The sequence below is a fragment of the Acidiphilium sp. JA12-A1 genome (genome assembly GCF_000724705.2).
GTDB lineage: Bacteria > Pseudomonadota > Alphaproteobacteria > Acetobacterales > Acetobacteraceae > Acidiphilium > Acidiphilium multivorum.
This window is the reverse complement of sequence record NZ_JFHO01000115.1, coordinates 1-11,969: the sequence shown is the minus strand read 5'-3', so window position 1 is coordinate 11,969 and position 11,969 is coordinate 1. Positions and strand designations below refer to the sequence as shown.

The following is an 11,969-nucleotide window of genomic DNA, read 5'->3' as shown; positions in this document are numbered from 1 at the left end:
CGATGCCGTTATTCTGAGCGACGACGCCGGACAATTCAATATCGGCCGGCACGCGTTGTGCTGGGGTCCACGCGGAACGGCTGGTGCATAAACTGGACACGTTCAACGACCAGCATCGCGCCGCTCAAACGCGGGTTCGTGGCCTGATCTGGGATTTTTACGCGGACCTCAAAGCGTACCAGCAAAAACCGGGCAAGCGGCAGGCTCGGGCGTTACGGACCCGCTTCGACCGTATCTTCCTCTGCCGCACCGGCTTCGTGACGCTGGACCGTCTGCTGGCGCGGCTGCACGCCAACAAGGCCGAACTACTGATGGTGCTGGAACGGCCGGAAATCCCGCTCCACACCAATGGTTCGGAAAACGACATCCGCGGTCACGTCACGCGGCGGAAGATCAGCGCCGGAACCCGGAGTGAGACCGGCCGGGATTGCCGCGACGCGTTCCTGAGCCTCGCCAAGACCTGTGACAAACTTGGCATCGCGATCTGGGATTATCTGGGTAGCAGGTTCAAGGTGGTGGGGGCCGCGATCATCGCGCCGCTCGACTTCTACGTCAGAGCCCGCCTCCGCCCCACCTAACCAGTATCCGCGACAATTTCTTCGTTCCCGCCACCTGCTCGATCGTTGGCCTGCTGACCAAGTCGAACTCGGGTTACCCACCCTTTTGCCCCTCTTACAATATTCGTGCGATATTTGCTCTAAATGTCGAGCAATTCATTCCCTCCGCCGCCTGATCTTCTCCAGCCGCGCGTGGTCGTTCGCCGCCTGGGTCGCGGCGAGCATCTCGGCTTGGAAGAATTCGGTGGCGATGATGGCATTGGCCCGGTTGTAGTGCTCGGCCGCGACCGCCTCGCTGATGTCGAGCACGGCGCGGGCGAGGCCGGGCTCGGTGCGATTGACCAGAGGTGCTGTGGTGCCGAGCGCGTGGCGGAACCGGTGCGGCCCGATCGCGACGCCGAGCAGGGCTTTGGACCGAACCCGGACGAGCTTCTCGATTCCCGGCTCAGCGAGCGGTTTGCCCAGCGTGCCGACCCAGAGCGCGCCATGATCCGTGCCACGCAGCAGGGCAGGGCGGATCTCGCCGAGATAGCGGTCGATGAATGGCGTCAGGCGAGCGGGGAGAAGAACGCTGTCACGGCGTCCGGTCTTGATCTGGTCGGGTCGGTAATCGATCCGGTAACGGCCGTCGACCCTGTGGAGGTTGTCCGTTGCCATGGTCTGTGCCGCGGTGCGGAGGCGGCGGGCGCGGGCGCTCAGCACCGCGAAGATCAGCCCGTCGCGGAACTGGAGCAGCGCCTTGCGCCGTGTGCGGCACTGCTCCGCCGTCCCCATCAGGCGCAGCCCCTCGGCATAGAGGATGCGGGTATCGGGGATGAGGAGTTCACGCTTGTCCATGAACAGGCGCTGACGGATCGAGGCGCCGTTGGGCTGGAGGATGCAGGTCCGGTCGGCCTCGGGTGCCAGAACCCGGATCGCCAGGTTCAGTTCGGCGAAGCGGCCGGCGATAGTGAAGGGCGCATTGCCGCGCGCCATCAGGGCACGGAACCAGGCGGCGCTGCGGGCATGGGAGATCCGGGCCCCGGGTGGCGCTGCCGGGTCGAGCCATCCGGCCTCGTCGAGGAACCGCAGCCAGTAGGTGTAGCCCCTGGCGATCTTGTGCCGGCTGGCGAGGCGCAGCGTGCTGCCATATCCGGGATCGTCGAGCGGATCGGCGGCCGCACAGTTCTGCTCCCATCGCTGCCGGTCGATCGCCGGCCAGGTGGCGAGATAGCGCGCAAGCCGCCGCGCGAGCCGGGTGTCGTCCCGCGACGCCGGCTTCTGTTCCCCAAGGTCACGCATCACGCTCTCCCTCCCATCGCTCTGCGGCGATCCGTCCTGCGGTCGGGCCCGGACTTCCGCGGGCGGAGCGTCCTCATCTGCTCGAGCACGGTCTGGTCGAAGCGCTCGAACGCACTGTCCTTCTCGGGGCCGGTATAGGATTTGCGTGCCGTCCGATCGGTCTTGTGGCCGAGCAGGACGCGGATGACCTCGAAATCCCCCGGATATTTCTTCAGATGGGCGACCGCGGCGCGATGGCGGACTAGATGGGAATTGATCTCGCAGCCCACCCGCTCGGCGACGATCCTCGCGAGCGTACTGCCCATCGCCTGCCGCGTCATCGGCCGCCCCTTCACGCCGGCGAAGAGGTAGGGATTGTCGGCTGCGGCGATCAGCGGGCGGAATTTTTGCTCCCACGCGATGATCATGTCGCTGGTCAGGGGCAGAACCGGGCGATCGATGGTCACGCGGTTCTTCACTTCCCCGGCCGTGATCAGGAAGCGGGTGATCGCGCTGCTGCCATGGCCCGGCCCGATGAAGTGGCGATCCCGGCGCAGGCCGAGCAGGTTGCTGACCCGGAACGCGTAGAACAGACCCAGATGCAGCACCAGCGCGCGCTTGGCCGCACTGACCGCGAGCACGCCGGAACTGGGCAGCAAAGCCTCCGCCTCCTCCATCAGCACTGCTGGCAGTGCGAGAATTTTCTGCTCGGCCTCCGGCGTCAGCAGCGGCTCGAGGCGTCGCCGGTTCTTCTCGGTCATCTCGTTGTATTCGGGCGTCACCGCCTTCTTCCATCCGGCGATGCGCTCGACCTCTGCCTTGGGCAGGCCGACATGGAATTTGGCGATCTGCCGGAGGATCTCGGCGACATGGCCGGCCGGGGCAGAGCGTTGCTTGCCGGCGCGGTCGCGCATGAAGCGGATGGCTTGGCGGGCCCGCTCGACCGGCACAACGAGGTCGCGGATATCGCGGATCTCCTCGAGCGGCACGCCGGTCTGCACCAGCGCCCAGACGGCCTGGCGGGCATGGCGCATGCGCTCCTCGATGGTGATGGCGCGCAGCGCCCGCCGTGGCGCCGGGGATGGTAATGCCTGACCGCCCAGACCGTCGTCATGATCGCCGCGGAGGTGATCGGCATCGAGATCATCGAGATCGGAACAGCCGAGGTGGCGCCGCATGCGCTCGATATCGGCCTGCAGTCCGGGATGCATGGCCTCGAGCGGGACGGTGCACCGGACCCGCTGGCGTGCGGCGCCGAGGATCGGTAGCCCGAGATTGGGCTGTTCACGTGCGGCCTTGTTCCATTGATAGCGCATCTGGGCGAACAGCCGGGACGGGCTGCGGCAGGGGGTCGCGGCACGGATCCAGGCCTGGCAGCGCTCGAAGCTCGCATCCGAGACGGTGGACGGCGGAATGCCCTCGCGGCTGTGGAACTCGATGAAGCGGGTGAGGGTGATTGCCGCCCGGGACGGGAGGCCGTCGCGAAGTGATCTCCAGTCGGCATCGAGGGGCGCTCGCGGCTCCAGCCGGCCGAGGCGGCGCATCGCGAAGCGTGTATTCGAGCGCACGGTTGCCATCGAGGTCGCCGAGATCCCGAACAGCTGGGGTGGCTTGCCGAGCACCCTGTCGTTGAGCTCCGCCGCGCAGAGGCGCAGCTGGGCCGGATCGGTCCCGGCGATGCGGGTGAGTGCGCGCAGAGAGGAGATGATGCTCCGGCGACGTTCGTTCGCGAGATCGCTCCACGAGGCAACGAGCGCGATGGCTTCCGCAACGGTTGGTGCTGCGGGCGGAACATCGCCCCGACCCGGATGTTAAGTGTGTTCAGTCACTGTCGCGCCGTGGAACCGGCGCAGGGCGCTCCGCAGTTCCGATGCCGGGAAAGATTCCGAGCGCTTCGTGCAGGAGTTCTTCCACGAACCGCGAGAACGTGCCCGCCTTCGGATAGCGTCCCCCGATCGGTTCGTTCCTGAATGAGATCCACAGCGAGGCGCAGCACGTCACCGCGAAGTCCGCCGGGTCCGACATCTCCCGACGCCCGTATCTTGTGCCAGCCACGTCCTCCGCGATCGAATGGGCCCCACGGTCCCCCACCGCCAGCAGCAGACGGCACAGGGCGCGGAGACGCCGGGCCGCTCCGCGCCGGATCACCCCCACGCCGCGCGTTGGCGTTGCATGCGCCGCCGATGATAAGTGCCAGCCTCCTTCGACAATCCGCTTCGCCAAAAGGCTTCGACCTCGAACGGTCATCCGCGCATTCTCATGGACGTTCTCCGGTCAGGGTCGGCGCTTCGTAACCCCAACCCCGTCCCCAAGCCCCGTGCGAGTAACCTTCATCGTTTCGACATCTGGCGCCACGGCGACGCCGTCGAGATCGAGCACGAGCTGCCCCGGCGCTGCGCGGGAGCGTGTGTCGCGCTGCTGCCGGGCCCGTCCCCGACGCGAGCCGTGGCGGCCCTGCACCGCATCCGCCTCGCGCTGCGCCTCGGCCAGTTGCCGCCGCGCGAACAGCGCCGCCTTCGCCGCCCGCGCCGCCTCCTCATGGATCACGATCCGCGCCGGATACTCCGGGCAGAGCCGCGCCCGCTCGGCCGCGTCGAGCCGCCAGGGCTCATGCACCAGCGCCCCCGCCACCGCCGCCAGCTCCGGCACATGAAGCCGGATGAACCGGCCCGCCGGGTCCTGGTCGAATCCCTGCTTGACCGGCGAATACACCCGCACCGTGTTGATCCCGGTCTCGCCGGACTGCATCTGGCATTGCGGCCAGTGGATTCCCGGCTCGTAATCGGTGAACAGCCGCGCCAGCACCAAGCCGCTCTCCTGCCAGGGCAGGAACAGGTCATGGCTGGCGAACGACATCAGCATCGCTCGCATGCGGAAGTTGATCCATCCATGCGCCGCGAGGTAGCGCATCGCCGCATCGATGAAGGGATACCCCGTCCGCCCCTCCGCCCAGGCGGCGAGGCGCGCCGGATCGGCCGGCGGCCGCATCCCCTCGTAGATCCGGGCAAAGGGCCGCCACTCCGCCTCCGGCTCGGCCTCCAGCTTCTGGATGAAATGGCAATGCCAGTGCAGCCGGGCGATGAACGAGCGCAGCGCCGCCCCCCAGCGGCTGGCCGCCGGCACCTCGCGCTGCCGCCGCCAGGCCGCCTGCGCCGCCTCGCGGATGGAGACGCAGCCATAGGCGAGATAGGGCGAAAGCCGCGAGCACGCCGCCTCGCCCGACACCGGTGATGACATCGCCCTGGTATAATCCTCGCCCCTGCTGGCGAGGAACGAGCCCAGCGTTTCGAGAGCCGCCGCCCGCCCCGGCGCCTGGCCATGCCGCAACCCGTCCGGCGCGAGGTGGAGTGCCGCCGCCGCCGGCACGCTTCCGGCAGCGAGTCCCTCCGGCAGCGCCGCCCAGGCGATGCCGCGTGGCTGCGGCAGCGAAGGTGCCGCCATCATCCGGTCCCAGTGCGCCGCCCAGCGGTCGCGATCCAGCGCCGGGCCACGAATCACGCCGAACTGGCGCAGCTCGGTCCACGCCACCCCCTGCGCCCGCGCCCAGCGCCGCACCGCCCGGTCCCGCGCATGGGTCCAGCGATTGCCCGTCTCCTCGTGCGACCACAGGGCGAAACCGCCGAGCCGCCGGCGCAGCGCCTCCAGCACCTCGACCGCGGGGCCGACGCACACCAGAAGCCGTCCGCCCGCCGCCGCGATCGCCGCCGCCAGATCCTCGATACAGCCGGCAAGGAACGCATATTGCCGGTGCGAGACATCCGGCAGACGCCAGTATTCCGGCTCGACGATCACCAGCGGCAGCACGGTGCCCGCGGCAGACGCCGCCGTCAGCGCCGCGTGATCGGCAAGCCGCAGGTCGCGCTTGAACCAGACAACCGAAACACCCGTTCCCATGCCGCCCGAAATAATCGCCCGCGCCGATCGGACAAGACGCGGCGGACCAGACGAACCGCTCAGGCGCGCAGCAGCCCGCCCATCGGCGCAATCGCCGCACTCTCGGGGAAAATCCGCGCGAGCGCCTGCGGCCCCAGCCCGAACTGCGCCGCCAGCACGCCCTTGGCTAGCGCGCGCAGATCCGCCGTCGGCGCGAGGTCGCGGTTTTGGAACAGCTGCCTGTCCTTCAGCCCCGGCCAGGTCGCCAGCACCCGCCCGCCCTGCACCGCGCCGCCGGCAAGGAACGCGACCGTCGCGGTGCCATGATCGGTCCCGCGCGTGCCGTTGATCCGCGCGGTGCGGCCGAACTCGGTGATCACCAGCACCGCGGTCTTCGCCCAGGCCACGCCCAGTGCCGCCTTCAGCGCCCCTACCCCGCGATCGAGCCCGCCGAGCGGGCCGGGCAGCAGCTGCATCTGGTTGACATGCGTATCCCACCCTTCGAGCTGGAAGGCGGCGATCCGCGGCCCCTGTTCCGCGGCGAGCAGCGTGCCCACCCGGGCGGCAAGCTCGGGAAACCCGTAGCGATCGGCCGGGCGGGCGCGCCCCGCCGGCGACATCATCTCCTCATCGTCCATCGCCGGTGCCGCCCCGGCGGCGAAGGCCGTGCGGTCGAACCGCCGCGCGCCGAGCCCGCGGGCGATCGCCGGGCCGAACACCGGATCGCCCGCGTTGAGTCGGCCGATCGCCGCATACAGGCCCTGATCTGGCTGCGCGAAGCCGACCGGCGCATAGGCGCCCACCGGCGCCGCCCCGCGCAGGATCAGCGGCGTGCCGATCCCCGCCGCCAGCCCGATCCCGCCCGGATCGCCGTCCGCCGGCAGCTCGCCGATCAGCCGGTTGAGCCAGCCCGAATTCATGCCGATCTGCTCGACACCGGTCTGCAACAGATCCTGCGCCTCGAAATGGCTGCGCGTCCGATACGGGCCGGCGATCGCGTGCACCGCCAGCAGCTCGCCCGCGGCATAGAGCGTGTGGAACCGCGCCAGCGCCGGGTGCAGCGCGTAGAACCCGCCGAGATCGTGTCCCGACGCCGCCTGCGGCACGAGGCCCGGCCGCAGCCGCGCGAGATCGGGGTCGCCATGGGGAATGACGGCCTCCATCCCGTCGAGCGCGCCGCGCAGCAGCACGACGACGAAGCGCGCCTCGGTCGGCGCGGCGGCGAGGGCGAGCCGGGTCCGGCCCAGGGTTGCGACGGTCGCGAGGCCCAGCAGCGTCGCGCGGCGGGAGAGGTTCATGGCGGTCACCGTCTGAGAAATTCGGGAGAGGCGAACAGCAGCGCCAGCGCCTCGCGCGGCGAGCCGGCGGTGCTCACCGCCGCCAGCGTTTCCGGGCGAAGCTGCGCGCCGAGTGCGGCCGTGGCGATGGCGGCGGGCGCGCGGTCGTGGCTACGCCCGGCCATGGTATAGGCGAAGTCGATCCGCGCCAGCACCGCGTCCGGCCCGCTCCAGTCGCCGCCGAGATCCGACCATCCATCGGGCAACGGCGCCGCCCAGAGCGGCTGGCCGAGCCGCCGCAGCATGCCCAGCGCCGCCGGCACCTTCGCCTCGGTCTCGCCGAGCGCGCGGCCGACCGAGAGGAAATACTCGACCGGCGTCTTGATCTTGCGCCCGGGACTCCATGCCTGCGGCAGATCGACCAGCGCCGCCGAGGCCGCCCGCAAATCGCCCTGGGTGCCGGCCAGCACGCCGGCGACATGCGCAACCGCCGCCGCCGGCGGCTGGTCAGCGACGAAATGCCGCACCAGCTTGGTCGCCAGCGCCGTCCAGGTGGTGTGATAGGTCGAGAGGAACCGCAGCGCCGCGATGCCCCCCGCCTCGCCCGGCGGAAAGCTGCGCCCCATCAGCGTCTGCGGCCCCGGCTCATGGGCGAAGGGGCGGAAGCGGAACCCGGTCGGCTCCGCCCTCGGATCGACCGACCATCCGGTGAGCAGCTTCGCCATGGCGATGACGTCCTGCTGGCTGTAGCCCGCGCGCAGGCTCACCGTGTGCAGCTCCATGCACTCGCGGCCGAGATTCTCGTTGAGCCCGCGATGCCGCCGCACCCCGGCCCGGCTGTCCGGCCCGACCGACCCGGCATTGCCGAGATAAAGCAGCATCGCCGGATGCCGCTCCACCGCCAGCACCATGTCGGTGAACCGGCCGGTGACATGCGGGCGAATCGCCTCGCGCAGGAACGGGCCGATCAGCGCCGCGGTGCCGCCCTGGCGCATCGACACGGTGAAATGATTCGCCCAGAACCACACCAGCCGCTCGCGGAACGGCGCGTCGGTGCGCAGCGCCCAGCCGAGCTGGGCGGCGGCATCGGCGCGGAACATCTCACGGCTGCGCGGCTTGAAATGATCCTTGAGCGAGAGCCCCTGCCGCGCCAGCCGCTTGCGCGTCATCCGGTCGTCGCGCAGGGCGGTGAGGGCTGCGGCCCCGCTCGGCAGTCCGGCGAAGGAGGGTGTCGCCAGAGCAGGGTCCGGCCCGTCGAGCTGGCCGAGCAGCCACGCGCGCGGATCGGTCGGCGGCTTCTGGTCCGGCCGTCCGCCGAGGCCGAAGCGGATCATCGCCTGTGAGGGCGTCAGGCTTGTCGCCTGCGAAGGCGTCAGGTCCGCCGCCTGCGCGGATGCGAGGGTCATCGCCGCCGCCCCCTCAGCGCCAGCGCCAGTGGCCGGGAATCCACCTGCCGCGCCAGTTGTAATGCCCCGGCACCCAGACGCGCGGCGGCGGCGCGACATAGACGGGCGGCGGATAGAGGGGCGCCGGCACGGCGATGCCGATGGCAAAACGCGGCCCCCACCAGGGATGTCCCCAGGCGCGGGCGGCATGCGGCACGGCGGCGAGGCCGAGGCCGAGCGCAAGCCCGAGCGCGGCCCGCGCCGGGCGCCGGAAAGCGATGGTGCTGAACTTGTATGTCATGTCGTCAGCCCTGTCCTTGAGCGTTGCAACAATGCCGGATCGGCGCGCTCAGCGGCACCGATAGGGGTGCCAGTAGCACCAGCCATGGCGCGGCCCGGCGGGATAGACCACGCATCCCGCAAGCCCGCCGGCGAGCCCGGCGAGCAGGATCGCGGCCACCGCCCGCCGCGCGATCCGCGCCGCCCGGCCCGGCCGTGCATCCTGGGTGGGCGTAAAACGGAGCGTACGAGACAGCATGGGCGAGATCCTCAATGATCTGTGGCGCGTCGACCGCGTGGGGCATGTATCCCGTTCAACGCGCGGGTGCCGAACATCCGTCGCCACCTTCAGCCCTTCGGTGCCACCGAATCCCCGCCCGGCGGCGGCGGAGCAAAATTCCCACCTGGCGGGGGCGCAAAACGGCCGCCCCGCCGTTGCAGCTCGCCGTGTTCGGCGAGGCCGCGCGCCAGTTTCCGCCGCTCGCCGGGCGGCAGGGTGGCGGCGAAGCGCAGCGCCGCGTTGTCGAGCTTCGCCAGCAGCTCGGCGCGGTCCCGCCGCGCCCTGGCCAGCAGTGCCGCGATCGCGGCGCGGTCGAAGTCGGGGCGGACGAACAGCGCCCCCGCCTGCTGACGGCGCAGCCGCGCGTCGCGGATCAGGTCGCGATTGTCGCGGATCACCGCGAGCATCGCGGCGCGGAAGCGGGCGCGGTCCGCCGGCTTCAGGGCGTGGCCGGCGGTCTGGATCGGGCCGGGATGGCGATGCGGCGGCCTGTGCCAGCCGCCCCGGTGCGACAGCACCGCGAGCCCGCCGCCAAAGGCGCCGATCATGAGGGCATTGACGAGCAGCGAGGCAACGAGGCCGATCTGCAAGCGGCTGGTGGTCACAGCGTATCACTCCAGTTGGCGGCATTTCCGCAGGATGGCACCGGCGCGCCGAGCACGGTGAGGGATTGCGAGCAGGCCGCCCCGCCCGCCGGCACGAGGCGGGCGACCAGCACGGCGCCGATCGCCCCGCCGCTGGCCAGCGCACCGGCGAGGCCGAGCCCGGCGAGCCAGAGCCGGCCGCGCCGCCACAAGGCCCGCCGCCGCGCGGCATCGCGGGCGATCCGCCCGGCCAGCGCCGCCCCCGGCGCCGGCACCGCCCAGCGCGCCAGCATCGCATCCAGCGCCGCCTCGGCCGCGAGAATGGCGTCCGCCGCCGGATCGGCCTCGCGAAAGGCGCGGGCGGCGTCGCGCTCGTCGGCGGGCCAGCGGTCGATCGCGCCGCCATAGGCGGCGGCAAGGGCGGCGAAGCGTTCGGGCGTCATGGTCGCAGATCCTCGAGCTGTTGGCGCAGGGCGCGGCGGGCGCGGGCAAGCAGGCTTTCCAGTGCCTCGACGCTGATGCCCAGCGCCGCCGCGGCCTCGATATTCGACAATCCCTGATACACCTGCATCACCAGCGCCTCGCGCTGGCGCGCCGGCAGGGCGGCAACCGCGCGCTCCACGCGCCGCGCCTCGGCGTCGCGCGCGAGCATGAAATCCGCCCCCGGCGCCGGGTCCACCTGGTCCGGCGGCTCGGCGACGGCCACTTCCCGCCGCCGCCGCAACCGGTCGAGGCACAAATTGAGCGCGACGCGGTGCAGCCAGGTATCAAACCGCGCCGCCCCCGGCCGCCAAGCCCGCGCCTGCCGCCAGACCCGCAGGAACACCTCCTGGGCCACGTCGTCGGCCAGCGCCGAATCGCGCAACAGCCGCAGCGCGAGCCCGTGCACGCGCGGCAGCTTGTGCGCCATCAGCGTCCGAAACGCCGCCTCCTCGCCCATGCCGATCCTTGCCAGCAGGTCCGCATCCGGGTCCCCGTCCGGGTCTGTCATGTCCTCGCGGGTGCCCGCCTTGCGCTGGTTGCCGCGCCGACCGGCCCATCCGGTCGGCATCCGGCCCATTCAACGCACGGGCGACGGGTTTCCGTCGCCGGCGCGGGAGCGCCTCTCGCCGTGCGCGCATTCAACCCAGCCGTACCAGCGGTAGCAGGCCCGCCGACGCGCGGGCAAGGGTGCCGGTCGCGAGCAACAGCGTGCCGCTCGCAAGCCTGCGCCCGTCGCCGAGTTCGAGGCCGAGCCGCACCGCCGCGACACCGCACAGCAACTCCGCCCGGCAGGCCTCGGCCCGGGCGAGCAGAGTAGCGTCGAGCCGCCTGCGGGTCGGTGAAGGGCAGTGGCACTGCCTGCTCGCGGCCGCGCCGGAGCAGCCGCACCCGGACATTTCGAAGAACCCTGGGATCGAGGTGGTTTGAGGGTCTGAGTATGCGCCTTGACGAATTTGGGCTGGGTGCGGCGTTCATAGGGACGCGGACTCACCAATAGCCCCAATTCTACATGGAATCCCGAAGATTAGTTCTCCTCATCGAATAAGCTCACGGCTTCCAGCCGGTCCATAGTATCTGACTCGGCATCAGCACCTGCGATTAGTCTTGCCTCGAATCTGAACTCCGGCGCGGATATGTCGATACCCACAAGGTCGACAGAGCGGAGCAAGTGCCTACGAAGCTAGCGCCGGCGAAGGCGCAATGCCAAATCACGCCGCCACCGCCTTGCAACTCAAACCATTATCAACCGCAACCACAAGCCGCCCGCGCAAATCCATCGAGAGAGGCTGTCCCATCCAGGACGACATCCTTTATCAGCACGGACTCTGAATCATGTGTGGACGGCCCGTTGGGTTCAAGTCGTTAAAGCAGAATTTGGTATCGGTTCGAATGCGGTCATGTGTCCGGCCTTTGACGCGGTGGTCTGACCGCTGGCCCAGATGGGTGCCGCGAGCAACATCCAAACAGAAATTGCGGCATGGAACTGCCGTAGATTCAGACGGATTTTGTTGCTCGTCGGTTCGACCGATAACCATCTCCTGTTTGCCCCTAAACCCTCGGCACCGGCGCGCGGATCAGGCGGCTACCGGCTGACGCCGATACGCTTCACCACGCGCCATCATGGCCCAGATGATCCGGGCCATCTTGTTGGCCAGAGCGATCGCCGCGACCTTGCGCGGCTTCCGCTCCAGCAATTGCAACAGCCAAGCGGTCGCTGATTTGCTGCCTGGTTTAGCGAAGCGGATCACCGCCATCGCCCCGACCACGAGCAACTGCCGCAACCTCTCATTGCCTGCCTTACTTATCTTTCCCATACGATGCTTGCCGCCGGTGGAATGCTCTCGCGGAGTCAGCCCGAGCCACGCTGCAAAAATGCCGCCCGGTCTCAAAAATTCGCGGGGTTCACATTGAGCGCCATGGTGATCGCGGTGATTGCCCCCAAGCCCGGGAATCGCGGCGAGGAGCTTGCTGACCGCGTTGGCCTTGTGCTG

At 69.9% G+C, this 11,969-nt stretch carries 13 protein-coding genes; 1 reads left to right on the top strand and 12 read right to left on the bottom strand.

Annotated elements, in window-relative coordinates:
• Positions 1-83 precede the first annotated feature (83 nt).
• Complete coding sequence (locus RT91_RS17480) at positions 84-578, top strand: transposase (RefSeq protein ID WP_205408987.1); 495 nt, start codon at positions 84-86, stop codon at positions 576-578.
• Positions 579-713: 135 nt separating this feature from the next.
• Here the strand turns inward: RT91_RS17480 and RT91_RS17475 are convergent, their stop codons facing one another.
• The 12 genes from RT91_RS17475 to RT91_RS17415 form a co-directional block, all read right to left on the bottom strand.
• Entirely contained in the window at positions 714-1,838 is a 1,125-nt protein-coding gene (locus tag RT91_RS17475; RefSeq protein ID WP_035188795.1) for an integrase, read from the bottom strand.
• Positions 1,838-3,439, bottom strand: coding sequence for a tyrosine-type recombinase/integrase (locus RT91_RS17470; protein WP_035188792.1), 1,602 nt, complete (start codon positions 3,437-3,439; stop codon positions 1,838-1,840). Before RT91_RS17470 ends, RT91_RS17475 begins: the two co-directional genes overlap by 1 nt.
• A gap of 199 nt (positions 3,440-3,638) precedes the next feature.
• The gene (locus tag RT91_RS22650) at positions 3,639-3,842 is read right to left on the bottom strand and encodes a hypothetical protein (RefSeq protein WP_240314344.1); all 204 of its coding nucleotides are present in this window, start codon (positions 3,840-3,842) and stop codon (positions 3,639-3,641) included.
• Positions 3,843-4,091: 249 nt separating this feature from the next.
• A complete protein-coding gene (locus RT91_RS17460; protein ID WP_035188787.1) occupies positions 4,092-5,711 on the bottom strand; it encodes a cryptochrome/deoxyribodipyrimidine photo-lyase family protein in 1,620 nt (539 codons plus the stop codon).
• Between the two features lie 59 nt (positions 5,712-5,770).
• Positions 5,771-6,988, bottom strand: a complete 1,218-nt coding sequence (locus tag RT91_RS17455; protein WP_035188784.1) for a DUF1501 domain-containing protein — start codon at positions 6,986-6,988, stop codon at positions 5,771-5,773.
• 5 nt (positions 6,989-6,993) lie between these two features.
• Positions 6,994-8,373, bottom strand: a complete 1,380-nt coding sequence (locus RT91_RS17450) for a DUF1800 family protein (RefSeq protein ID WP_082468646.1) — start codon at positions 8,371-8,373, stop codon at positions 6,994-6,996.
• 13 nt (positions 8,374-8,386) lie between these two features.
• Positions 8,387-8,653 carry a hypothetical protein gene (locus tag RT91_RS17445; protein WP_013640670.1) on the bottom strand — a complete coding sequence of 89 codons (267 nt, stop codon included), beginning with the start codon at positions 8,651-8,653 and terminating at the stop codon, positions 8,387-8,389.
• Positions 8,654-8,701: 48 nt separating this feature from the next.
• Positions 8,702-8,890: a hypothetical protein gene (locus RT91_RS17440; protein WP_013640669.1), complete on the bottom strand. Its 189-nt coding sequence runs from the start codon at positions 8,888-8,890 to the stop codon at positions 8,702-8,704.
• Positions 8,891-8,979: 89 nt separating this feature from the next.
• Positions 8,980-9,516: a periplasmic heavy metal sensor gene (locus RT91_RS17435; RefSeq protein ID WP_013640668.1), complete on the bottom strand. Its 537-nt coding sequence runs from the start codon at positions 9,514-9,516 to the stop codon at positions 8,980-8,982.
• Positions 9,513-9,938 (bottom strand): hypothetical protein, encoded by a 426-nt coding sequence (locus RT91_RS17430; protein ID WP_035188783.1) that lies wholly within the window; start codon positions 9,936-9,938, stop codon positions 9,513-9,515. The genes RT91_RS17435 and RT91_RS17430 overlap by 4 nt, the downstream gene beginning before the upstream one ends.
• Complete coding sequence (locus tag RT91_RS17425) at positions 9,935-10,546, bottom strand: RNA polymerase sigma factor (protein ID WP_231295271.1); 612 nt, start codon at positions 10,544-10,546, stop codon at positions 9,935-9,937. The genes RT91_RS17430 and RT91_RS17425 overlap by 4 nt, the downstream gene beginning before the upstream one ends.
• A 1,006-nt stretch (positions 10,547-11,552) precedes the next feature.
• On the bottom strand, positions 11,553-11,969 hold a 417-nt coding region (locus RT91_RS17415; protein ID WP_240314343.1), incomplete at its 5' end, for a transposase.

Coding starts and splice junctions, on each gene's coding strand:
- RT91_RS22650 (WP_240314344.1), bottom strand. CDS start 3,842: ATGTCGGACCCGGCGGACTTCGCGGTGACGTGCTGCGCCTCGCTGTGG.
- RT91_RS17425 (WP_231295271.1), bottom strand. CDS start 10,546: ATGCCGACCGGATGGGCCGGTCGGCGCGGCAACCAGCGCAAGGCGGGC.
- RT91_RS17445 (WP_013640670.1), bottom strand. CDS start 8,653: ATGACATACAAGTTCAGCACCATCGCTTTCCGGCGCCCGGCGCGGGCC.
- RT91_RS17440 (WP_013640669.1), bottom strand. CDS start 8,890: ATGCTGTCTCGTACGCTCCGTTTTACGCCCACCCAGGATGCACGGCCG.
- RT91_RS17455 (WP_035188784.1), bottom strand. CDS start 6,988: ATGAACCTCTCCCGCCGCGCGACGCTGCTGGGCCTCGCGACCGTCGCA.
- RT91_RS17460 (WP_035188787.1), bottom strand. CDS start 5,711: ATGGGAACGGGTGTTTCGGTTGTCTGGTTCAAGCGCGACCTGCGGCTT.
- RT91_RS17430 (WP_035188783.1), bottom strand. CDS start 9,938: ATGACGCCCGAACGCTTCGCCGCCCTTGCCGCCGCCTATGGCGGCGCG.
- RT91_RS17450 (WP_082468646.1), bottom strand. CDS start 8,373: ATGACCCTCGCATCCGCGCAGGCGGCGGACCTGACGCCTTCGCAGGCG.
- RT91_RS17475 (WP_035188795.1), bottom strand. CDS start 1,838: ATGCGTGACCTTGGGGAACAGAAGCCGGCGTCGCGGGACGACACCCGG.